Below are 20000 nucleotides of genomic sequence, written 5' to 3'. Positions count from 1 at the left end.
GTGCTCAGGAGCGCGGTACCGTTAGCTTTGGGCAAAAGGCAAAAATAGCCGGCTGTCACATACCGTCTCAGAGAGATCAAGCTTCATCAAAGCTGTCTTTCTCAGAATTTATGATAGGTAGCACCACACCCATTTTCGCCGACATAAATTCAGCTTCTTCCTTGCTCATGACCACTTTGAAGCCGTTCCCAATCAAGTCGTTGATATAGATCTTGTTGTACTTGAACCAGTACACGATCAGAACAATGCCGAACGTGGGAACGCTCAAGAACAACATAATCAGAAAGTTCTTCCAATCACCTCGTAATAGCGCAGGAAAGAACCCGAAAAAAAACGTCGTCCAAGAAAAACCTACCGGCGCTTCCTTGAACTGCCCGGTGTGTTCATTCTTCAATTTGATCGTATCCATGCTGCCATCCGTTTCAGTGATTGAAAGGGAGTCAACGTAAGAAAGAAAGCCTAAATTCGTCTGTAGTCCAGATTCCGAAAATCACGCCAGAAACGTCCGGAGAAACGTCCTGATCGCCAGAGTCAGCGGGCGCATTCATCCTGGCGCCCCCTCAAATCGCAGTCACTTAAAGCAGATCGACAACACCTGGCAAGTTGCGACCGCCATAAACTACACGCTCGATCCGCACAGTCTCACCTTCAATAACACGAAAAAGGATGGCGTAATTCCCAACTACCGCCATGCGGGCATCTTGGCCTATATCCGGGCGGAGCTGGTAGATGTACGGGTTGCGTTGGATGTCCGAAAGTTTCCTTCGGATGTCCTGAATAAAGGTCACAGCCCGTACCGGGTTGTCTTGCGCAATAAAATCAGCGACGTCATCCAAATCCCCCTCAATATAACGAGAGAGCTCAAGCTGCATCATTTGCCCACGCCCCTGGCGTCAGCAATGGCCTGATACTTACGTTCCAGGCGGTCAAGAACACTATCAGCGGAGACGCCGGGGGTTTCATCAGCCCGCGCCTCTTGCCAAAGCTGACGTAATTCGTCGACACCTTGCTGGCGCAAGCTGCGCTTGTACGTCCAGTCCCGCAATGCATCGCGAATGACTTCACTGCTTGAGGCATATTCGCCGGTGGCCACCGCGCTACGGACCATGTGGACCATTTCGGGCGGCAACGCAATACTGATTTTTTCGGCCGTGCTCATAGGCTCACCTGTGAAAGGTAGGAATACTTCCTACCACCATAGCAAATCCGAACAGTCGCCACAAACCAGCCCCTGTCTCCCCCTCAACCCAATGCCTGCGCAAAGGCCGCCTCCAAAATTCTACGCACTTGCGACTGAGTATCCTGAAGTGCGTCGGACATGTAGTTCTTGCGCGGCTTGATCCGCCAGTCACCTGCAGCGCGCACTGCCAGAGCTGCAGCCCGGACGCCCTTGCCCCGGCGATTCGACTTGCCCTTGCCCAGCCCTGGGGCCAGGGGTTTCAGGCGCCCTCCCATTTTAACCCCGTAATACAGGTAGGCCGGGTAATACGCCTTCATGGCGCCGGTTTTGTACGGTGCGATTTTGACCAGGAATCCCGACCGGGAGAGCTTGAAGGCGATCGAATTCACCAGCGTCCCGGTTCGACTGACCGGGTAATTATCTTCTCCTCGAGCCAGCGCCAGGTTCACCTGGGCCTGCCTCGCAACAACGCGCCCAGCCTTGCGCATGCCCTCGCGGATCTTCCGCTTGTCGAAGACGTCACGGGTCAAATTGTCGAATCCCTCGATATGCAGATAGCCTTCGAGCGCCACTGAGTTAGCCATAAATGCCTCCAGCCGGTTGTATCAAGCCCAGTTCCTCCACTTCCAACAGCGTGAAGCGTCCGGTACCGTTCATATCGGCGCTGCGCTTGACCCGGTATACCGGCGTATCTGCAATCACCTCATAGAGGTCGGTGCCACCAGGCTCAAGCCGTACATGCACCACTTCATGCGCGTCGGTGATGCCCGGAAAAAGCCTCATTTCGATGCGATGAGTAATCTTGACGTCGGTCTGGATACCCTCGGCGTACACCGCCGTCCCAACGGGCACGATCTTCGCCCAACGGGGCTTGAGCGTTGAGAACTCGGACCCCAAGCCCATATCCGGCGTCGGGACATCCGTGCGCAGACGGATAGCGACACGCCGATTGAGCTCGCCGGCCGCCGGTTCACGGTAGGCCATGCTCAGACTCCCCAACCGATGCGATACGGTGTCAATAGCGCCTGTGACCCCATGGGCAACGCCACGACGGAAGCCGTATTGATGCCGGTCACGGTGTCTTCGCGGTTGGCGTAGAGGTGCCCGAGAATCAACAGGCAAGCCGCCTGTATGGCCGCGCTGATCACCATCGGCGAGCGCCCGGCCGTTCCATCGATAACAGCCTGCTCCAGCGCGGCTTGATCGGCGAAAAAGCGCCTGTTCAGGAACTGAGTGGCGCTGTCCTCGGCGGCCTCCAGCAGGAGTGCAACGTGCCCTCGATCGTCCTCTTCAGCCTTTACATGCTGCATGGCAGTACCCATGTCGATGACGGCCATCAGCGGCGGGGCTCACTGTCAGTGGCCAACCCCTTGGCAATCAACTGAGCGGCTTGGTACCGGGCCGCTTGATAGGGTTTGCCTCCGGCACGCTTCACTTCGCCTTGGTCCAGATAGCTGCGCAGAGGCCAGAGGATGACGCCTCCCTCATCAACAGAGGTGGGTGCCTGGGAAGTCGACTGAATGAGTGAGGACAGCGCGCCCTGATCGTCCGACGCAGATGTCTCCGGCGTCGAGTCCCTGGATTGCGCGGCTGAACCCTTCTGATTTTTACGTGCCATGTTGCCTCTACCTTTTTTGTGCATTGCGTTGCTTCATCGCCATCTTGGTCGAGTCCATCGACAGCCCCATGCCGATGACCGAGCCCGGGGCATAGCCGCGGCGAACCGGCAGCGCGTGATAGCTGATCGGGAGGGTCGCGACCGAGACTTGCAACCGATCAGCCAACCTGTTCCAGGTGATGTCCAGGGCGGCCTCATCGGTACCGCCGCAGGACTCCAGCCGGTCAATCCATTCATCCAGCAACCAAGCCACACCCGCACACTGCCGGAACATCATCATGCCCACATGCCAATGCCGCGGGAGCGTGGTATGGCGTACCAGACCGAGGTCCGACGGCAGCGAGCGCTTGAACAAATCGGGTTTGCGCAGCAGCGCACTGTCCACATCGAGCCAGATGATTTCACCGTGCCGCTCCAGACGATCACGGATGAACCGCGCCTTGAGCTGCGTGTTCTGCATCCAGTCGCCGGTGGTTTCAAGCCGACAGATATCGTGTGCAATACCGTAGTGGTCGCACTCGGCAGCCAGCCGGGCCGCGTGCTGCGGGTACAGCCAGTTGTCGGTGTAGAACGAAATAAGTACAGGCATTCAGGTCACCATCGGGGGCACCCAGGACTCTCCACTTTCCCAAGGGCGCGGGCTGCCATGAAAGCAGACGATCCGGGCGGACTCGGGCACCCGCCCCGTCCCCACCGAGCGGGAGTAGCGACCCTTTTGTGCAACGTCTTTCTTGAAGCTGACCACTGTACCCGGCATGACCTCCTGCCAGCGCTGAGCACCAATGCCGGTGGTACCGATAAAGCCCTGGTCACCGTGCCGGTGCGGCGCTGTGCATTCGCGCATATGCCGCTCGGGATCAAGCATGAACTGGTGCCAGATAGGCGCCTTGACCTCAACCGGAATCGACATCACCGCCGAGGCCGCAGGCGGGTCGTTTTGCGTCTCGCGGTAGAAGTCGGTCAGCATCGTGTATGGCCGAACGGCCAGCAGGTCGCGGATATCTCCGACGATGACCGAGTCCAGGTCGATAAAGAACAGATGTCGGCGACCGAGCGGGCCTTTGGGGTTGAATAGTTCCAGCTTGCTCCACCATTTCGGCCAGCCATACTCCAGCTCAAAGCAATCGACGCCTGCCACGGCAACATCGGTCAGGCAGGCACTGCTGTAGTGCCTGGGGAACTGCCGGTGCAGCCACCGCACATGCTCCGGCGAGTACACGCCGCCGGAGCGCATTACCGTGACAATGACGGGCTGGTTTTTTCGAGCCATTCAAGAAGCTCCATATGCGGGATGCCGCCCATCAGGCCGCAGGAGGTCACGTCGATCTGCTCTCGTGCCGAGGCGAACAGAAGCGGCAAGTGGCTCAGGTTATTGGGATGGCCCCCCTCTATGCGCTCGTCAGCCGTTGCGTCGACCCCGACCAGCGCAACCTGTTTGCAACCCAGGTGGAAAGCCAGGCCCAGCGCGCCGTAGGCGCTGTTGCCGGTATTGATCCGGTTGGGATCAGTGCTCAGTCCAGACACCGCCGACCAGCGCCAAAACCACCATTCAGGACTTCCCGTTGCACTCGGCTCTATCCCTCGCTCGGCATGCCGCTCGAACCGCAGAACATGACCAGGAAGGCCGCGTATTGCTGGAAACGCGACGGCATAGCGCACGCCGTGACGAGATGTCGCCAGCCGCTGGAGATTGGCGGTCGAAGGATCCAGGGTGAAAAACCAATCGGCCCGGGACAACCAGTCGATCGCCCCGTTGACGGCGATGACCAGGACGTCGGCCGGCGGTTCGAAACCACGCGCCGAAGGTCCGGAGGCAACGATGATGCAACGGCTACCGACCATCGAGCGTCACCTGCAGGTCCGCCCTTGGGAAGACGGTCAGTGCCGTTTCCCGAGAACAGTTGATGATGTCGATAGACGGATGGTCCTGACGCAACCGCGCAAACTGCGCCGGCCAAGTAGTGATTCTGTCGGCATTCCCGAGACAGGCCGGATGGTCTCCATGCCAGTGCCGGCGGCCACCGGTGTATTGCAGGTCGTAGCCCAGCAGGATCACTCGGCTTGCACCGCGTTTGATCGCCAGAGCCACCGCGGCGGCGCCGGAGTTGCGGTAATCCTTGATCCGCCAGGGCACCACGTCGTGGGCCGCCTGATTCAGGGCCGCCAGCTCACCGGAAAATCGGCGTTTCACCTCCGGCATATGCTCGTACCACCAGGCACGGTCCATGGCGAACAGCACATCGGCCCACGGTGCCAGGCGAAAACTGGTGTTGGTGCAGATGACTGCCCGGCCTTCGACGCCTGACACCTCGCGCCAGGTTTTGACCGCCGCGCAATCTTCCGCCGTCAAACTGGGTCCGCTGGCGATGCAGACCACCACCGACCAGGATGCAGGAATAGAGTCAGCCATAACGTTTCCACGAGTCGTGCGACCGGATTGCCCGGTCACGCAGGCGAATGCTTGTCATCAGGACTCGGACAGGGATCCGGTGACGAATGCTTCAGGGCGGTACACGGTGAATGCCAGACGCTCTTCGGCGCGGATGGTGATCATGTTGTTTTCGAAGTCCTTGTCGTTCTCGGTGGAGATCAGCACTTCAATGGCCATGCGGTCGAATATCTGCGCCGCCAACTTGAAGGCCCCCACCAGGAAGTCGTCCTGGACGATGGCCTGGGTTTCCACCACCGGCAGGTTCCACAGACGCGCCGCGGTACCTTCTTGCGGCCGACCAATGATGTAGCGATGCTCACCGTCCTTGAGCAGCTCGATCAACGCCCAATCGATGGGATTGAGCACGATGCCCGTCGAGGGGAACTCGGCCAGGGTGGCCTGCAACAGCGCCAGGCGGATACGGTCGATACGTTGCTCGGCGTCGACGACGACCCCAGCCGGTGGGTTGTACGGTTGGGCCTGCGGAATGATGCCGTGCACGTTATTGCCGGTCCCGTTGCCGTACAACAACTGGGCCTCTTCCGCCAGAAGCAACCCATAACGGGCACGTGCGTCAATGAAGCTCTGTAAGGCCGGAGCGTCGTCGAGGATCTGCCGACTACCTTTGAACAGATGGGCGATGGTGCGGACCGCCGCGTTGTCCAACTCGAACTTCAGGTCACTGTAAGGCTTGGCCTGCCCCTCACCCACGACCCCCGCGTTGTTGGTGAACCCCGTTTCGCGGACGTACTCCACCGAGTTGCTACTGGTACTCCCCGGCGCCACTAAATCCCGAATGGTCAAGCGGCGTTGAGGCAGGGCAATAATTCCCGGTTGACGATCCGGGGCCACCAGGGCGCCGGCCGACTCAGGCACCGAGGTAATGGCCGCGCGCGGTACCTCGACACGACGCGAGCCGCGAAACGAACTGGTCACCCCCTCCTCGGTCATTTTCGCCGCCACCAGCTCGCCGGCAGACGGCTGGTGTTCCGGTTCACGGTGCGTGTTCGCCCGGATCAGTTTCTGCTCGGTCTCCAGCAGGCGGGCCTGCAACTCTCCCTGGGTGAGCAACAGTTCGTCGACCTTGGTGCGAGTTTCGGCCTGCATCTCACCGGAAAGCTTGATTTCCTTGGCCGTCTGCTCGGCGTACTGCTTGATCTGGTCGCCGACGGCTTTCAGCTCTTTTTGGGTATCCTGCTGGGCGGCTTCGATTTTTTCGAGATCCAAAGGCATGGCGTTGATCCTTGCTAAATGCAAAAGCCACCTCGCGGGTGGCTTTGAATGGGCGTGAACAGGCGATTAACGCAGAGGGAGAAGCCCCTTAAGCGCGCTGGCCTGCTGTGCGGTTTGTTCGAAAACGGCGGTATCCAGGGCAGCGCCAGGCGTACCCGTCACGACAGCGCGAAGCCTGTCGCCGCCGGTAGCGCGAGGCATACCGGTCTTGATCTCTGCCAGCAGTTTGCGTCGCTCGCTACGGGACATTCCGGATTTCGCCAGCGCGGCATCCAAACGGCGTGCAGCGCGGGCCTGGGACTGGGCGTCATCGTGGCTTTCCTTGATTTCATCAGCCGCGATCAGGCCAGTGGCGAAACCTTTCTCCAGCGCGCTGACACCATTGAGATAGGTTTCAGCATCGAGCAGGGTCTCGACCTCATCCTCCTCCAGCCCGCTGGTATCGGCATAAAGGCCGATCATCGCCCGATCGAACGCCTCCATCTGATCCGCCGCCTCTCGCAAGCCATGGCGGTTCGCGGCCAGCCAGACCCAACAGTTATGGATCATCAGAAAGGCGCTCTTGGCCATCTCACGCTGGATACCCGCCATGGCAATGACCGACGCCGCTGACGCCGCCAGGCCGAGTACCTTGGTGGTGACCCGTTGCGAATGCTCCCGCAGACGGTTGTAGATGGCGATCCCCTCGAACATATCGCCGCCGGGGGAGTTGATGTAAACCGTGACCGCTTTGTCGCCGATAGCCCGTAGAGCCGCATCCACCCGTTTGAGCGTGACGCCTTCGCCCCACCAGTCATCGCCGATGATGCCGTAAACGGTGATCGTCGCCTCATCGCCGTCGACGGCGGCGCGCAGGTCCGGATTCCACATTTCCAAGGCGAGCGGGCTCAGCTCGCAACGAAAATCGCGCTCCTGTGTTGCTTGCATGCTGTTACTCCGGGTTTCTTGTGTCCGGCTGATTGAGCCCGTTCATCAGGGCGTTCCTGGCGGTTTGCATATCGCTGGTTTCGCCGAGACGGTCGATTGGCGACAGATTGGTCTGCACGGTCAGCACATCGGCATTGCCGCCGCGGCGTGGCAGGTTCTCTTTGGCCCGGCATTCGTCGCGGGTCATGATCCCGTTCTGGGTCATCTGGCTGTACCAGGCCGCCCGGCCGGCAGTGTCTGCCTTGAGGAATGCCTCCAGGGAAAACTCTGCATAGTGTCGAACCCGATCCACCGGGCTCAGCAAGCGCTTATTCACGCATTGCTGAATCTGGCTGGTGATTGAGCTGATGCAAAAGGTCAGGAACGCAATCATCTGCTGTTCCAGCCCTGTCCCCCAGTTACTGCCCTTTTCGGTTTTGCCGACCATCCAGGGCGGTACACCGAACCAACGGCAGATTTCCTCAACGCTGAAGGACCTGGACTCCAGCAACTGCGCATCGGCGGGATTGATGCCGATGGTTTCAGGCGTGACGCCTTGCTCCAGCACCGGTGACTTCCCGGCATTCATGGCGCCGGAGACTTGCCGAACATAGTCACGGAACTCATCGCGTTGACCGGGCTTGAGGATGCGATCGACCTTGAAAGCCACCGTTGGCAGCAAACCATTCTTGAAGGTGCCGTTGGCCGCATCATCGGCGGACATGGCCGCGCCAAAGACATCCGCGCCATAACGAATAGCCGACAGACCGACCCGGCCGTCCAGTGAGAACGCCGGGATGTGCAGCATGTCGACGCGCTGGATTTGTCGGCGTGGACCTTTTTTCGGCCGGTACCAGTATTCCAATCGTCCATCGGCGTCCACCACCAGGTCGACCCGCGACGGCAACAGGAAATCCAGGGCAATCACGCGGCCCGCAGAACGATGAATCTCACAGAAGGCATTGCCCCACAACAGCATGGACGCGACCACCGCCTGCCAGAACTGGAAGGCCGTCATGTCCTCGTTGGGGCTGTTGTGGATCACGTCATACAGCGAGAAGCTGCGAGCATCTTCTCGACCACCGTCGCTCATGCGCCGGTAGACACCCAGCGGCAGGCCGGCGACCGATGTGGAAATAATCCGTACACATGACCAGACCGCCGACAGGTGCAGAGCACTGTCAACGGTAACGGTTTTCCCGGAGCTGGATTGGGTACCGAGAAAGCCGCTCCAGAAGCCGCCGTCCGTCAACTTGATGACCGTGCCCAACCATTCCCCAAGAGAGGCCCGTGGCTTTGTCGCCGACCGTACGAGGACCGCGGCTAAGGTTTTACTCACTGGTCAGCCCTTGGCGGATAAAGCCCGCGATAGCAAAAAAAGAGGCCGCCCCAGCCAGCAGCGCCCAGCCAGTGCCTGACAACACGTACACACCGGATATCAGTAAACCGAACCCCAGCAGGGAGCTCCCGATAAAGCTAATCATGGGCATGCTCATACGATGATTGGATTCCTGATAGCGTCCATGAAGTCATCATTACCGCGTGCCTGCGGACTGAGCGAAAGCAGTGATACCGCGTTGAAAGTGGCCATCAGCGGGTCGATCTTGGCGAACCCCGAGGCCTGCTTGGTAATGAGGATCGAATTGCCCCTGGGCTCCACACGCGCGTTACCGCAACACCAGGCCATCATCGGTTGCCCACCATGGATCAAGCCGCCTTCGGCCAACTTTCGCTCGGTGGTCTTGATCGCGCCGCCGAGCTTCCACCCCTGGGAAATACCAATGATCTTGTCCTCCGGTACCCCTGCCTCAATGAGTGCATCGAGAATCGCACCGACACCGGCCGGGTCGATCCCGACCTTATCCAGCAATCCGGACTCCTCCACCTGCGCAGCAAGACGGGCGACCTCGCTAACATCCTCACCAATGGTCTCCACCAAGGTGAGATGACCGTCCCGGGCAAAATCGTGAAAGCGTGCGGCCTCGCTCTTGCGTCGCTCGAGCACCGAGGGATGAGCCCAAGCGTGGGTCCACAGCAACCATTTGCGCGTGCTCCCATCGCGCCCGATGGCGGAGAAGCCCAACAGGTCATCGAGGCCACCCCCATCGATCCCGATATCAATCACTTCGCTCCGTTCAAGCAGGTCTTCAAACGACACACCCTCGGGGATCCCCTGGGCTTGCCAAAATTCAGCACCGGCCCAGCGATCAGACTTCAGGGCCAGGCCGATTTCGACGTTCAGGTGCTTGGCCAGAAAACCCAACATTGACGACTCGCCGGCCTCCTGGGCCTTTTGAAACTCGCGAACGAGAAACGCCGTGTCCACCGACGCCCCCAGGTTGGGGTTGGTGATGTAGAAGTTCTCCGGATTGCGATGCTGCTGGGCCTTGAGCATTTTGTCCGGAAACTCATAGAGCACCGGCAGAAAGCATTTGTCCTCAATGCGCCCGTCGCGCACGCCCCGGGCGTACTGCAACTTGGCCCGAAACACCCCCGCCGGCGGCTCGTCGGACTGGGTCGACAGGAAAATGGTAAAGCCCTCGGGTCGCGAGGCCAGGCCGCCACAGGCTTCGCGCAGCATGTTTTCGGCGTTGGCCTTCTTGCCGAACAGCCACAGTTCGTCAATCAATACGCCCGTGGCCTTTTTGCCACCCACCGTCTCGCTGTCGGCGGCAATGACTTTCAACGTTGCGCCGGTCGTGCGGTGCGTGATCGTTCGGATGTGATCCTGCACATGGAGGAGCGCTGACAGTTCATCGTCAGCTTTCACCATGTCCCGAGCGGGGTAAAAGCTGTTGTTCGCGACCTCGATGGTCGGGGCCAGAATCAGAAATTCAGCCGAAGGCCGCCAGTTCAGGATCAGGGCCGTAAGCATGATGCCGGCCGCCGTGGTGGACTTGGTGTTCTTCTTGCTGATCAGCAGGAAGAACTCGGTGATCAGTCGCCGTCCCGCCTCTTCGTCGTAAGCACCGAAGACCGCCTCGACGAACTGCAGAATCCAGGGGCGACTGACCTCGCCCATGGTAGGGCTGTGCGCCATGTCCACCACACGCAATTCCCGAAACACATCCAGCGCCTGCCTGGCCACACCCGGAAATAGCGGTTCGAACGGAATCAGTGACTGCCCGGCGACGATCCGCTGCTCCCAGTCGGGGCATGCCGTCGACCACTCCATTCATCACCTCTTGATCGGAACCACTTTGCTGGGCTGGGCGCCCTGACCGAAACGGCCACTGGCGGCCGCTTTGGCCGCCGCCTCCTTTTCCTCCTTCTTACCGCCCTCGCCTTTCCTGGCATGTACGAACGGCATCAGGGTCTTCGCCGCTTCGACCCGCAGCTTGGCTTCGGATTTCGTATCGTTCATCACGGCCAGCAGGAAGGCTTTTGGATCGCGGAACATCAACGCCGATTGGATATCGAAACGCGGCTCTTCAGGTTCAGGTTTGGGTAGTTCGCTGGGCGTCGGCGTTTTGTTAAAGCCCCGGCGTTCAAGCTCAGCCTGCACCGCCGGATCCTTGAACAACCGAGAGCCGGCGGCGGATGCCGTCGCCGCGCTGTAACCCGCGGCGATAGCGGCGTCCCGCTTGGAGGCGCCTTGCTCGATGGCCTCAACAAACGCCCGCTTTTTGTTTGTTAAAGCCATTAACAAAAATCCTGAAAGGGGGAAAAAATCTGTCCGTGCGAGGGCGGGCGGTCGCGCAGACGAAAGTCTCTGAAGTTTTGCCCCCCCTACCCCTCAAAAATGATAATGATTCTCGATTTCGAAAATCCTGACCGATCTCGCCCTACCGAACACCCTGCCGTGCCGCCTCGACCTCCTCACGCTGTTTCACTGAGGAGTGGCAGGGAGTACAGAGCGAAACCCACAGGCTTCTATCCCAGAACAGCGCCATGTCACCCCGATGAGGAGTGGAATGGTCAACCACGTTCGCCGCCGTTACCCTCCCTTCTCGCTCGCAGTACGCACACAGAGGATGCGCTTGCAGATGTTCCAGCCGCGCCTTGCGCCAGGCATGGTTGTAACCGCGCTGGTGGGCGTTGCTCTTGTCGTAGCGCCAGGAACCCGGCTCAACAATGCGGATGCGATCATCCTGGGTTTTCACCCGAGTACCGAGCGTATGCAGACGAGCCATTGTCGGCCTCCACGAGGATCATCAATCGACAGGGCGCTTGGGCAATTTGAGATCGACGAGCCGATCTACCAGCCGGGCGATTTTCTTCGTGCCGAGGTATCCCACCCAGACACCCACCGGCAATGCCAGGCTGGACGGCAATTCGAAGTGCTCGAGCAGCGGAATCATGCCGAGGGTCATGCCCGCGCAGAGAGGCCCCTCGAGGAGCCATTCGCGCCAATTGCCACCGCTATGGATAACACGGAGCACTGCCATCCCACAGGACATCAGCACCACGTACAGCGTCGCCTTGTGCTGGCTAAACCATTCAAGCGCCGCCGCCCAGGTGTCGGGGTTTTTCTCGGGCATGTCGCTCATCTCGGGGATTCCTCCCAAGCAGGGAGCTGCAAAAAAGAAAACCCTGCGCGGTGGCAGGGTCTTGAATATGGATGCGAGGGCCGGATACGAACCGACGACCTTCGGGTTATGAGCCCGACGAGCTGGCCTCTGCTCCACCACGCATCAAAAACGAAAAAGCCCGACACAGTGGCCGGGCTTTTTTTGCGGAAAAACCGCAACGTAATGAAAATTTATACGACAGGATCGATCCAGTCAACCAACCTTCCGGTAGACGTTGAGAGCAATCAGAAACGCAGTCCCCCCAGGTTCTGACACTCTTCGGGCATCAGGGCAAAAAAGTCAGATGGTCGACCCACGCTACAGACAGATTCAATCGTTTCTCTGACGGGTTTCAGTCTCTCAACGGACTGTCGCAGATTCGTAATATGGGTATTCGCATTGCCGTAGAACCGACTGTGCACCAATTTCATTGCTGGACCTATACCCTCCTCCCAGTGGTGCACTGTCCACGCAGCGCTATGCATTAAATTCCAGGCTGCCAGCGCCTGGCCGTCATCCAAAGCGAGTACCCCGACGGGCTCCTTGGGTAGATAATCACCTTCTCTGAGTACGTATGCCGCAATAAAATTGCGTGCCGCGTCCAACTGCTCAGCAGGAATATCCTCTGCTGACCGTACTCCGAAAGCCACATGAGTCTGGGACCAGATCTTGGACATTGCACGGCGCCTCGCGGGCATTGGCAACTCTGCCACCTTGCCTTTGATAATCGAACCCAGCATGTGGAAACCGTCGGTCCCGATGGTTTGACCGATCAGGGTACCCATGCGACCCAGACCGTCATGGTAATGGCCGTACTTGTGGATTGCCGGAAGCACTTCGGCGGTGACCCACTTTTTGAAGCGCTTAGCCTCGGCCTTGCGGCTGCGCAGGATTGCCGAATACAGGCCGGACTCGTTGATGACCAACATTTCTTGCTCGCCGCCAGGGGTCACCACAATGTGGAGACCCTTTTCATCCTCGTCGAGATTGCGGGTCATCCTGCTCGCCTCGGTATATGCCAAGGCCGCGGATACATCGCTGCCCACGAACCAAGGTTGATCGTCGATCAACAGGGTGCGGACTTCGCGAGACTCAAATCTGAACGGAATGACACTCGATGCTGCTGTGGTATTCTTGACCATGTGGATGTCCTCAGAAAATGTTCACATCTGAAGCCCTGGCGAATCTCACCTCGCCGGGGCTTCTTCCTTTCAGGCACTGCCTGCTTACCGCCTTTCCTCCTCCGCCAAGAAAACATTCTCCATTGCCGACCATCGGCTGGCTTGCTTCTGCCCAACTCTCAACCTCCAGCCGAAAGCCATCGCCACCAATGCATCACCGTTATGCACAAAACAAATGTATAACGGTGATGCATTGCCGTCAACATCACGGTGATGCATTCTTTTCACAAGGTAAATCGCCTGTCAAAAAAGCACGGAAATCTATGAGTCGCACCGACCCCCAATTCAATCTGCGCATTCCCGAGACCTTAAGGGATCAGGTAGCTGCGGCATCCAAAGAGAACGGCCGATCTGCCACAGCAGAAATTCTTGCGCGCCTCGAGATGAGCTTTTTGAAGGAAAACCCACCCTCAGAATTCATGCCGGCCGAGAAAGTTCGAGAGCTATCAGCTATAGCTCGCCGGCAAATCCCAAGAATGGTAAGAGAGCGGATACTGCGCGATATCACCCGTGCCATTGAGCTAGGCCATGGAAATTCGCACACTACTTTCCGCGATCTAGAACTTGAGCAGATGCCGGAACAGGATTTCACTGCTCTCCTTGATGGGGTGACCGAGGAGCTCAGGATATTGGGCTATCAGGTAGAGTGGGACGGAGGAGAATCCGTCTGGATCACCTTCGATGAGCTAGAAAAGGCAAAGAGCAAAGAGTCTCCACCCGATGTACCAATCTCTAACAACCTGTACAGATAGTGCACCAATTTAAGCCACCCTAAAATAGACAGGCATGATGAGGACACCTCTCAGCACATGGAAACGCATAAAATAATCAACCAGGAATCAAATGAGAGGATATATATTTTTCGCAGCCGCCTTACTAGTCACCTTGCCTGTGGCAGCGGCACCAGAAGATCTTTTTGATACAATGCCAGTATATTCAATTGCTGCGCGCATGCCAGCTTGCAGCAAAACAATTGGAATGCCTGCGGGTATTTTTGGTGACGATGAAAGTAAAAAACCAAATCTAACTAGTCGTGTGAGAAATGACGGCCAAGTGATGATGGTGCGTGACCTAAGGGAAAATGGTGACATTTACATATCGCAATTTTTTCTTGATAAAAAACAGTGCCTGCAAGCAATAGCCGAAGGTGCAGTTTCTACGTATACCCCGTCGCCAAAGTCTAGTAATTGGTGGTACCACTTTGATGGAGAGGTTAAGTGTCTTCCGATTTCTTACACCAGTTCAAAACTCAGGGAGCCAGCAGACTTCGCCCTAAAAGCCAAAAAAAACGGATACCACTATGATGTCGTGAAGTTTTCTGATTCTTATATTCTTGAGGACAAGAACAGGAAAAGCGTTATCTGGTTTCAAAAAGGCCAGGAAAATTGTGAGTCTGTTGCTCGTGACCTTCTAAAAGAGCGAGCTTACTGAGGTTGCCTTCAGCAATGAATATCAGGGCCTGCTTACCACCGCAAGCAAGGCTGTCTCTAGCGATGATTGTGTATCCGCCTGTACTTCACAGAGCGCCAATCCTGTATCGCTGAATTTACAGTGACGGGTGACGGGCAAACGAAACATCAAGCAAAATTCATAGAGATGAGCGCACCAATTTCTGAAGGCTATTGCATTTACAAGTGCTACTTCACCCCGGATTAACTTCCATGAGAAAAGGCACAACTTGAGCTTTGATTTTATCGAAAAAGAAGGACATCTCAAAAGGTTTGTCTGCTGCTAAAGTCCATAGCCGTGTCATGCTATCCAGCGCCTGTTCATGTGACTGTAGTTTTTCATCAGGCCACAACGTCCTCATAACCGCATAGGTTGAACACATTATAGCTTGCAAACTTTCATCCTTCGAGCCTCGACTCTCTAAAAATTTTATTTTTGATATTTTTCCAGATTCCGCCACATCAACAAACACATCCAATTTGGCGCCGCCAAGATTTAACTCTTGGTAAATCACAGCGCCATCGTTAATCATATGCTCAGGTGTCAATTTTGATAAGGAGCACTGCGGGATTTGTTTCAAATACTTAATGACTCCCTCCTTAAACTCTCTTGGTGTGAGATTAAGGCTTTTATCTTTTTGCGGTGTGCCTTGCTCATCCTGATAATCTTCTGGAAGTAGGTAAACAAATTCCTCTTCTTGTTTGGCAGTCGCAGAAAAAGCATGAGTCATTAAGAGAATTGCAACCATTAAACGGGAAAACCCAGGGGAAAATTCAAAAAATATCTTCATCTTGAAGAAACTTGTCGAGACCTCCTTGAACTGCCCTGCGTGTTCGTTCTTCCATCTGATCGTAGCCATGCTGTCATCCGTTTCAGTGTTTGAAAGGATGCCAACATAGGAAAGAAAATCTCAACTCGTCTGTAGTCCTAATTCCGAAAGTCGCACCAGAAATTTCCCTGAATATCACAACCAGCCAACGAACTCGCTTTCGCGCAGAACCAAAATTTGCATCTCTCATCTCGTGCTCACTTCACGCTGTCTGCCACCTCAAGACATCATCCGATCAGCCTGCGGCGTGACTCGAGCACACCATCAATCCAGGCAATACCCGCCTTCCAAAGCTCCCTCGTCTTCCCGTAACCAAAGCCCAGCCTCTTGCCGATAGTCATCAGATCGGCATCACGAGAGGTGTAGTAGTGAATGATCACCTGTCCCGCCTCCGCATAGCGATCACGCAGGCGACCGACCAGGCTATCAATCAGCAGCGCATCATCGTCAGTAATCATTGGCATTGCCAAATCGTTCTCCCGCGACGCGCAACAAGACACGCCCGAGCCCAGCAACACCCAGCGCCCCCAATGCTCCAGCAGATCCTCTACGGTTCGATCCGTGCACTTCATGGTCGTGCGCTCCTCTCAAGCCCAATCATCATGTTCAACCTATGTCCTGACGCCGTTTGGGGCTGGCGGCGTCGAATAGCGTCCTCCTTGGCAATGGAAATTCGGCCGCGCTGAACGCCTGATCCGGTAAGGCCTGCGGGCCTTTTGGCGGTTTTTCGCATCTCGCCTCTGTCTCACCGTGCAACCCGACAAAACCCCGCGCATCCAACCACCCGTGCCAGACCTCCAACGCCTGGCGCTTGAGGCGCTCGGCGGTGGTGTGGATGTACACCTGATCGAGGTTTTTCAGGGCATGGTTGAGCAGCAGCTCGCCCACCAGGTAATCCACGCCCAGGTCGGTCCAAGCCGTGCGCGCCACCTTGCGCAAGTCGTGGCTCGACCATTCGCCGTTCGACAAGCCCCTGAACAGCGTGCTGGCCTGGGTCGCACTGAGGGGCGCTCTCGGGCGACCGGGGAACAGGAAAGGGCCGTCATACCCCGCGGCCTGCTGATGCGCCTGGTACCGCCGCAGCAACGCGCACACCTGAGCGGTCAGTGGCAGGCGGTGCTCGCTCTTGGTCTTGGTGTCCCCCGCCGGAATAAACCAGGTGTGCGCCCGCAGGTCGATGTGCTGCCAACGCGCCACCCGGGTTTCCCCGATCCGCGTGCCGTGACACAGCATCATCACCGCCAGCATCGAGGCGCCGGGGGCGGCTTCAAAACCGTCAGCCAGCCTTGGCAGCAGCGCCTCCAGATCGGTCCCGCGCAACCGGGCCGGCTTGGCCCGGATCCGGGTGTTCACAAAGTCTCCGAATGTCAGCCCCGCCATGGGATTGCTGGCAATCATCGACAGCCGCTGCGCCTGCCGAAACGCCACCGCCAACACGCCATACACCGAGCGCACAAACGACAAGGCATAGCGCTCCTGCATCGGCCAGAGCAGCAAACCGTCCAACGCCGGGCGATCCAGCGCGAGCAACGCCAACGGGCCCAGACGCGGCACCAGATGACACTTGAGCGCCGACCGGGCACTGGCCTTGCGTTTGGCCGATAAAGCCTTGTCCCGGGTCATGCGATCCTGGTACCAGGCCAGCAGGTCACCCACCGTGGCCCAGTGGCTGGCTGTGGAATTCGCCTGGGGATCCGCAGCGCGGCGCGCCAGAATGGCCGGCAGGGTATCCAGCATCCTCCGGGTATTGAGGCCTGGGTAATCCCCCGCCTTGCCCCACTGGCCGGCGACCACCACGTGCCAGGCCCCTCGGCTGCGGTCGACCGTGGAGTAACGGAAACGCAACTCCCGGTACCGAGGATCGCGCAGTTGGCGAACATTGCCACCCTGGTGCCGGCGGATCTCGGCATCGCTCAAGGTGACGTTCAGGGTTTTCGGTACCGGGGCGTCTGGTTCATTTTTCAGTGCGGTATCACTGCTCACAACCGTCCCTCCTTTCGGGCTTGGGCTATCAGGTCAAACTGTCGATTGATACGCTCGGCCAGGTCGCGGCGTTCAGCCTCCACCCGGCGCTGACGCTCCTCCAGGGCCAAGGCCCGTCGCGCCTCCAATTCCACGCTGAGTTGATGTAACCGCTCACGAACTTGGGGCGAGGGACTGGCCGTTGCCCCGGTGATCAGCCCTGCAATGGCCCGGCCATCCTCGGTGATGGGGGTGTGCTCGAGGCGCGCCAACTGGGCGCTGGCAACTTCCGGAGCAATCAATTTCAGCTGCACCGCACGCTCGATCGCCGCCACACCGCGGCTGGGGTCATAGCCCACGGAAACGCTCCAGGCCACTGGCCGAACCTGGCGCCGAGCCTCGTCTACCAGCCGTTCGTAGGCCGACAGAAACGCCATGCGCGCGCCCACCTTGTCGCCCAACTCGAGGATCGGGCGCGCCGCCGGCAGCGCCTGTAGGATTTCCTCGGTCAGCACCACCGTTTCGAATTCATCGAGCGCGACCAACGCGATCGACCAGGCCTCGTTCTTGTCGGGACGCCCATCCGCGGCCTTGAGGTGCTCCAGGATGTCGAACGTCGTCAGCGTCGCGCGACCGCCCCGACGGCATGCCGTCAACGCCGCCTCAATCCGTTCAAGCGGGTGCTCGCTCAAATCGGCAGCCATGATCAGCGCCGTATTCGGGCTGATCGTGGTGCCCATGGCTTCCGCCGTGGCACAGAGCAGGTCGATGATTGCTTCGAGGTGGGACGGGTTAAGCATGGCGGCCACTCCGCTGGCGCAACAGGTCTTTCGCCTGTTCGGCGGCCGACAGATTGCTCTGGGTGTTTTCCATCTGCCGGGCGCTGGTCCCGGTGATGGGCCGGCCGGTGATCCATTGGGTGTGGATGCTCTCGGCCTTGGACAACAGGGTGGTGAGGCTGTGGCACTCACGCAGGTACTGGGCATCGCTGATCACCAGGTAGTACGCGGCCACCTTCGGCGCGGCGTTGACCCCGAGCCGATCCACCAGTTGCCCGAGCAATCCGCCGACCCGAGCGTTCCACACCGGCCAGGTCGAATACCGCTTGCGGTAGGCGAAGGCATAATTCGCCCACACCTTGAACGTCTTGCAGCTCGGATCCCTCGGTCCGGGCATGTCGGGCGGGATCTCGCAGCGCGGTATATCCGAGAGCGACTCGCCCCCCTCGCCGGGCTGGGGCGGCGCAGCCGCACCCTCCCCCGGTAAAGTCTCTGTTGTAATCTCTGAAGTAATCTCTGAAGTAATCTCTGTTGTAGTCTCTGTAATAGCCTGTGGGTTTTCCTCAGGCCTGCTGGTGGGTTTTCCCCGAGCCTGTTTGGGGTTTTTCCGCAAACTGGGCTGCGGATTTTCCACAGACAAGTTTGCGCGGATCGCCTCGAGGTTCACGCGATAAAACAAACGACAGGGAACGCCTTTTTTTTGTTCCTCCAGCACGCCTATCTTGACCAGTTTTTTACGAGCGCCCTCCTGCTCATAACGCGTCATACCGGTCTCGGCTTCCCACTCCTCCATGGTCTTGTAGAACCATCCCTCGGCGTCATCGGTGCGGTTGGACCAGTAGATCGCCTGGGACAACATCAGGGCGCCGGTGATGCCCACGCCCAGCGACACAAACGCGCGCTGAAAGGCGATCGGGCGATCCAACAGTTCTTGCAAAGTCATGGCATCGCCCCGGCGGCCGCCTGGCCTATCCCGTGATCGGACATCACTCCCCCTCCTGCAGCAGGGTCGCCAGGTAGGCCAACCCCTTCGGCGTGACCAAGGGCTGAAACGCCGCCCGCTCCAACCCAGTCTCCGCATCGGGCGTCAACGCCGTCACCTTGTGCTGCAACAGCCCTTCCCGAATCCGTGGCTGATACGCGATCCAGCGGGTGGAGCCCTTGCGACGGAAAATCCAGCGGCGCTGTTCCATAAAGGCGAAGAGACGGGATGGCATCACCTGCAGTTGCTTCGCGGCATCGGTGATGCAGATCGCCCCCTGGGCCGCGGCCAGGCGATTGATGGCCTTGATTTTCGGCGCCTGAGCCTCGATCGCTCGCTGAAGCTCACCGTTCTGCTCGGCCAGATCCGCGGCCAGACGCAGCGCTTCAGGGAGCGTTTGAGGGATACGTAGGGATTCTGAGGGCGAAGGCCGGGCCTCCAGCTCAAGCCAACGCTGCACCACCCGGTGACGCAGCTTGACGCTGTAACCGGAGGTCAGCGTGATCGCGTGCTCCTTGTCCAGCATAAAGCTGCAGATGTAGCCGCGGCTGTCGCGGGCCCAGGAAAATCCCCTCGTGGAAGGATGGCGCCTTTCTGAGCCATCGCCGAACACCAGGTCGAGCAAGGCGTCGGCGTTCTCGCGAATGTATTCCGAACGTCGGTTTCGGTACTTGCCCGGCATGTGCTGCTGCAGGTAGCTGTCCCCATAGAGGGTGATCAGCATGATCCGAATATCACGGATGACATTCTTGTGGTCCTTTTCCGTGAGCTGGGCGATCTCACGGCTGGACATCATGACAATGTTGCTCGACGCGACGATTGTGTTCACGACGGCCTCTCACTGCGGTGACGTTGTTGAAAACACCGGGGGAGCACTCCGGCTTTTTTAAGCCCGCGATTCACGCGAAATGGGTGTCCGGCGCATCCGTGGTAACGTTC

The 20000-nt window shown here is 58.4% G+C and carries 28 protein-coding genes and 1 tRNA gene; 2 read left to right on the top strand and 27 right to left on the bottom strand.

What is annotated here, in order from left to right; genetic code table 11:
* Positions 1 to 76: 76 nt before the first annotated feature.
* The 21 genes from M5C01_RS18405 to M5C01_RS18305 form a co-directional block, all read right to left on the bottom strand.
* Positions 77 to 409: a hypothetical protein gene (locus M5C01_RS18405; protein ID WP_152739795.1), complete on the bottom strand. Its 333-nt coding sequence runs from the start codon at positions 407 to 409 to the stop codon at positions 77 to 79.
* A gap of 166 nt (positions 410 to 575) precedes the next feature.
* Positions 576 to 875, bottom strand: a complete 300-nt coding sequence (locus tag M5C01_RS18400; RefSeq protein ID WP_121141184.1) for a type II toxin-antitoxin system RelE/ParE family toxin — start codon at positions 873 to 875, stop codon at positions 576 to 578.
* Complete coding sequence (locus M5C01_RS18395; RefSeq protein ID WP_103499793.1) at positions 872 to 1159, bottom strand: type II toxin-antitoxin system ParD family antitoxin; 288 nt, start codon at positions 1157 to 1159, stop codon at positions 872 to 874. Before M5C01_RS18395 ends, M5C01_RS18400 begins: the two co-directional genes overlap by 4 nt.
* Positions 1160 to 1242: 83 nt before the next feature.
* Positions 1243 to 1764, bottom strand: a complete 522-nt coding sequence (locus M5C01_RS18390; protein ID WP_152739794.1) for a hypothetical protein — start codon at positions 1762 to 1764, stop codon at positions 1243 to 1245.
* Positions 1757 to 2164 (bottom strand): head-tail adaptor protein, encoded by a 408-nt coding sequence (locus tag M5C01_RS18385; protein WP_121141188.1) that lies wholly within the window; start codon positions 2162 to 2164, stop codon positions 1757 to 1759. The genes M5C01_RS18390 and M5C01_RS18385 overlap by 8 nt, the downstream gene beginning before the upstream one ends.
* Positions 2165 to 2166: 2 nt before the next feature.
* Positions 2167 to 2517 (bottom strand): head-tail connector protein, encoded by a 351-nt coding sequence (locus tag M5C01_RS18380; protein ID WP_152739793.1) that lies wholly within the window; start codon positions 2515 to 2517, stop codon positions 2167 to 2169.
* Positions 2517 to 2798, bottom strand: coding sequence for a hypothetical protein (locus tag M5C01_RS18375; RefSeq protein WP_152739792.1), 282 nt, complete (start codon positions 2796 to 2798; stop codon positions 2517 to 2519). Before M5C01_RS18375 ends, M5C01_RS18380 begins: the two co-directional genes overlap by 1 nt.
* A gap of 7 nt (positions 2799 to 2805) precedes the next feature.
* On the bottom strand, positions 2806 to 3387 hold the full coding sequence (locus M5C01_RS18370) for a hypothetical protein (RefSeq protein ID WP_152739791.1): 582 nt from the start codon (positions 3385 to 3387) through the stop codon (positions 2806 to 2808).
* Positions 3388 to 4068, bottom strand: a complete 681-nt coding sequence (locus tag M5C01_RS18365; RefSeq protein ID WP_152739790.1) for a hypothetical protein — start codon at positions 4066 to 4068, stop codon at positions 3388 to 3390.
* The gene (locus M5C01_RS18360; RefSeq protein ID WP_152739789.1) at positions 4032 to 4640 is read right to left on the bottom strand and encodes a hypothetical protein; all 609 of its coding nucleotides are present in this window, start codon (positions 4638 to 4640) and stop codon (positions 4032 to 4034) included. The genes M5C01_RS18365 and M5C01_RS18360 overlap by 37 nt, the downstream gene beginning before the upstream one ends.
* Positions 4630 to 5208: a hypothetical protein gene (locus M5C01_RS18355; protein WP_178129869.1), complete on the bottom strand. Its 579-nt coding sequence runs from the start codon at positions 5206 to 5208 to the stop codon at positions 4630 to 4632. Before M5C01_RS18355 ends, M5C01_RS18360 begins: the two co-directional genes overlap by 11 nt.
* Positions 5209 to 5265: 57 nt before the next feature.
* Positions 5266 to 6462 carry a phage major capsid protein gene (locus tag M5C01_RS18350; RefSeq protein WP_152739788.1) on the bottom strand — a complete coding sequence of 399 codons (1197 nt, stop codon included), beginning with the start codon at positions 6460 to 6462 and terminating at the stop codon, positions 5266 to 5268.
* 66 nt (positions 6463 to 6528) lie between these two features.
* Positions 6529 to 7389: a head maturation protease, ClpP-related gene (locus tag M5C01_RS18345; protein ID WP_152739787.1), complete on the bottom strand. Its 861-nt coding sequence runs from the start codon at positions 7387 to 7389 to the stop codon at positions 6529 to 6531.
* A gap of 4 nt (positions 7390 to 7393) precedes the next feature.
* Positions 7394 to 8707, bottom strand: a complete 1314-nt coding sequence (locus tag M5C01_RS18340; RefSeq protein ID WP_178129868.1) for a phage portal protein — start codon at positions 8705 to 8707, stop codon at positions 7394 to 7396.
* Positions 8700 to 8852 carry a hypothetical protein gene (locus M5C01_RS18335; RefSeq protein ID WP_178129854.1) on the bottom strand — a complete coding sequence of 51 codons (153 nt, stop codon included), beginning with the start codon at positions 8850 to 8852 and terminating at the stop codon, positions 8700 to 8702. The genes M5C01_RS18340 and M5C01_RS18335 overlap by 8 nt, the downstream gene beginning before the upstream one ends.
* Positions 8853 to 8860: 8 nt before the next feature.
* Positions 8861 to 10543 (bottom strand): terminase large subunit, encoded by a 1683-nt coding sequence (locus M5C01_RS18330; RefSeq protein ID WP_152739785.1) that lies wholly within the window; start codon positions 10541 to 10543, stop codon positions 8861 to 8863.
* A gap of 3 nt (positions 10544 to 10546) precedes the next feature.
* Positions 10547 to 11011, bottom strand: coding sequence for a terminase small subunit (locus M5C01_RS18325; RefSeq protein ID WP_152739814.1), 465 nt, complete (start codon positions 11009 to 11011; stop codon positions 10547 to 10549).
* A 142-nt stretch (positions 11012 to 11153) separates the two neighbouring features.
* On the bottom strand, positions 11154 to 11501 hold the full coding sequence (locus tag M5C01_RS18320) for an HNH endonuclease (RefSeq protein ID WP_152739784.1): 348 nt from the start codon (positions 11499 to 11501) through the stop codon (positions 11154 to 11156).
* Between the two features lie 21 nt (positions 11502 to 11522).
* Positions 11523 to 11858 carry a phage holin, lambda family gene (locus M5C01_RS18315; RefSeq protein WP_152739783.1) on the bottom strand — a complete coding sequence of 112 codons (336 nt, stop codon included), beginning with the start codon at positions 11856 to 11858 and terminating at the stop codon, positions 11523 to 11525.
* Between the two features lie 68 nt (positions 11859 to 11926).
* Positions 11927 to 12002, bottom strand: a tRNA-Met gene (locus M5C01_RS18310).
* 122 nt (positions 12003 to 12124) lie between these two features.
* A complete protein-coding gene (locus M5C01_RS18305) occupies positions 12125 to 13021 on the bottom strand; it encodes a Bro-N domain-containing protein (protein ID WP_152739782.1) in 897 nt (298 codons plus the stop codon).
* Positions 13022 to 13038: 17 nt separating this feature from the next.
* On the opposite strand from M5C01_RS18305, the gene M5C01_RS18300 reads away from it, so the two are divergent.
* Both M5C01_RS18300 and M5C01_RS18295 read left to right on the top strand, forming a co-directional pair.
* Positions 13039 to 13812 carry an Arc family DNA-binding protein gene (locus M5C01_RS18300; RefSeq protein WP_248764368.1) on the top strand — a complete coding sequence of 258 codons (774 nt, stop codon included), beginning with the start codon at positions 13039 to 13041 and terminating at the stop codon, positions 13810 to 13812.
* A 91-nt stretch (positions 13813 to 13903) separates the two neighbouring features.
* On the top strand, positions 13904 to 14491 hold the full coding sequence (locus tag M5C01_RS18295; protein WP_152739781.1) for a hypothetical protein: 588 nt from the start codon (positions 13904 to 13906) through the stop codon (positions 14489 to 14491).
* Between the two features lie 211 nt (positions 14492 to 14702).
* Here M5C01_RS18295 and M5C01_RS18290 read toward each other — a convergent pair whose 3' ends face one another.
* From M5C01_RS18290 to M5C01_RS18265, 6 genes are all read right to left on the bottom strand, one after another.
* Positions 14703 to 15368: a hypothetical protein gene (locus M5C01_RS18290; RefSeq protein ID WP_152739780.1), complete on the bottom strand. Its 666-nt coding sequence runs from the start codon at positions 15366 to 15368 to the stop codon at positions 14703 to 14705.
* A 197-nt stretch (positions 15369 to 15565) separates the two neighbouring features.
* Complete coding sequence (locus tag M5C01_RS18285; RefSeq protein WP_152739779.1) at positions 15566 to 15910, bottom strand: antiterminator Q family protein; 345 nt, start codon at positions 15908 to 15910, stop codon at positions 15566 to 15568.
* 34 nt (positions 15911 to 15944) lie between these two features.
* Complete coding sequence (locus tag M5C01_RS18280) at positions 15945 to 17321, bottom strand: site-specific integrase (protein ID WP_248764367.1); 1377 nt, start codon at positions 17319 to 17321, stop codon at positions 15945 to 15947.
* Complete coding sequence (locus M5C01_RS18275; protein WP_152739778.1) at positions 17318 to 18100, bottom strand: hypothetical protein; 783 nt, start codon at positions 18098 to 18100, stop codon at positions 17318 to 17320. Before M5C01_RS18275 ends, M5C01_RS18280 begins: the two co-directional genes overlap by 4 nt.
* Positions 18093 to 19022 carry a hypothetical protein gene (locus M5C01_RS18270; protein ID WP_152739777.1) on the bottom strand — a complete coding sequence of 310 codons (930 nt, stop codon included), beginning with the start codon at positions 19020 to 19022 and terminating at the stop codon, positions 18093 to 18095. The genes M5C01_RS18275 and M5C01_RS18270 overlap by 8 nt, the downstream gene beginning before the upstream one ends.
* A 43-nt stretch (positions 19023 to 19065) precedes the next feature.
* Positions 19066 to 19890: a phage antirepressor KilAC domain-containing protein gene (locus M5C01_RS18265; RefSeq protein WP_248764366.1), complete on the bottom strand. Its 825-nt coding sequence runs from the start codon at positions 19888 to 19890 to the stop codon at positions 19066 to 19068.
* Positions 19891 to 20000: the final 110 nt, after the last annotated feature.

Source organism: Pseudomonas sp. MWU12-2319 (assembly GCF_023242525.1).
Lineage (GTDB): Bacteria > Pseudomonadota > Gammaproteobacteria > Pseudomonadales > Pseudomonadaceae > Aquipseudomonas > Aquipseudomonas gingeri_D.
Note: the sequence above shows the minus strand (reverse complement) of the source record. Positions and strands in the feature narration are given on the sequence as shown.

Coding starts and splice junctions, on each gene's coding strand:
- M5C01_RS18405 (WP_152739795.1), bottom strand. CDS start 409: ATGGATACGATCAAATTGAAGAATGAACACACCGGGCAGTTCAAGGAA.
- M5C01_RS18400 (WP_121141184.1), bottom strand. CDS start 875: ATGATGCAGCTTGAGCTCTCTCGTTATATTGAGGGGGATTTGGATGAC.
- M5C01_RS18395 (WP_103499793.1), bottom strand. CDS start 1,159: ATGAGCACGGCCGAAAAAATCAGTATTGCGTTGCCGCCCGAAATGGTC.
- M5C01_RS18390 (WP_152739794.1), bottom strand. CDS start 1,764: ATGGCTAACTCAGTGGCGCTCGAAGGCTATCTGCATATCGAGGGATTC.
- M5C01_RS18385 (WP_121141188.1), bottom strand. CDS start 2,164: ATGGCCTACCGTGAACCGGCGGCCGGCGAGCTCAATCGGCGTGTCGCT.
- M5C01_RS18380 (WP_152739793.1), bottom strand. CDS start 2,517: ATGGCCGTCATCGACATGGGTACTGCCATGCAGCATGTAAAGGCTGAA.
- M5C01_RS18375 (WP_152739792.1), bottom strand. CDS start 2,798: ATGGCACGTAAAAATCAGAAGGGTTCAGCCGCGCAATCCAGGGACTCG.
- M5C01_RS18370 (WP_152739791.1), bottom strand. CDS start 3,387: ATGCCTGTACTTATTTCGTTCTACACCGACAACTGGCTGTACCCGCAG.
- M5C01_RS18365 (WP_152739790.1), bottom strand. CDS start 4,068: ATGGCTCGAAAAAACCAGCCCGTCATTGTCACGGTAATGCGCTCCGGC.
- M5C01_RS18360 (WP_152739789.1), bottom strand. CDS start 4,640: ATGGTCGGTAGCCGTTGCATCATCGTTGCCTCCGGACCTTCGGCGCGT.
- M5C01_RS18355 (WP_178129869.1), bottom strand. CDS start 5,208: ATGGCTGACTCTATTCCTGCATCCTGGTCGGTGGTGGTCTGCATCGCC.
- M5C01_RS18350 (WP_152739788.1), bottom strand. CDS start 6,462: ATGCCTTTGGATCTCGAAAAAATCGAAGCCGCCCAGCAGGATACCCAA.
- M5C01_RS18345 (WP_152739787.1), bottom strand. CDS start 7,389: ATGCAAGCAACACAGGAGCGCGATTTTCGTTGCGAGCTGAGCCCGCTC.
- M5C01_RS18335 (WP_178129854.1), bottom strand. CDS start 8,852: ATGATTAGCTTTATCGGGAGCTCCCTGCTGGGGTTCGGTTTACTGATA.
- M5C01_RS18330 (WP_152739785.1), bottom strand. CDS start 10,543: ATGGAGTGGTCGACGGCATGCCCCGACTGGGAGCAGCGGATCGTCGCC.
- M5C01_RS18325 (WP_152739814.1), bottom strand. CDS start 11,011: ATGGCTTTAACAAACAAAAAGCGGGCGTTTGTTGAGGCCATCGAGCAA.
- M5C01_RS18320 (WP_152739784.1), bottom strand. CDS start 11,501: ATGGCTCGTCTGCATACGCTCGGTACTCGGGTGAAAACCCAGGATGAT.
- M5C01_RS18315 (WP_152739783.1), bottom strand. CDS start 11,858: ATGAGCGACATGCCCGAGAAAAACCCCGACACCTGGGCGGCGGCGCTT.
- M5C01_RS18305 (WP_152739782.1), bottom strand. CDS start 13,021: ATGGTCAAGAATACCACAGCAGCATCGAGTGTCATTCCGTTCAGATTT.
- M5C01_RS18300 (WP_248764368.1), top strand. CDS start 13,039: ATGTTCACATCTGAAGCCCTGGCGAATCTCACCTCGCCGGGGCTTCTT.
- M5C01_RS18295 (WP_152739781.1), top strand. CDS start 13,904: ATGAGAGGATATATATTTTTCGCAGCCGCCTTACTAGTCACCTTGCCT.
- M5C01_RS18290 (WP_152739780.1), bottom strand. CDS start 15,368: ATGGCTACGATCAGATGGAAGAACGAACACGCAGGGCAGTTCAAGGAG.
- M5C01_RS18285 (WP_152739779.1), bottom strand. CDS start 15,910: ATGAAGTGCACGGATCGAACCGTAGAGGATCTGCTGGAGCATTGGGGG.
- M5C01_RS18275 (WP_152739778.1), bottom strand. CDS start 18,100: ATGCTTAACCCGTCCCACCTCGAAGCAATCATCGACCTGCTCTGTGCC.
- M5C01_RS18270 (WP_152739777.1), bottom strand. CDS start 19,022: ATGACTTTGCAAGAACTGTTGGATCGCCCGATCGCCTTTCAGCGCGCG.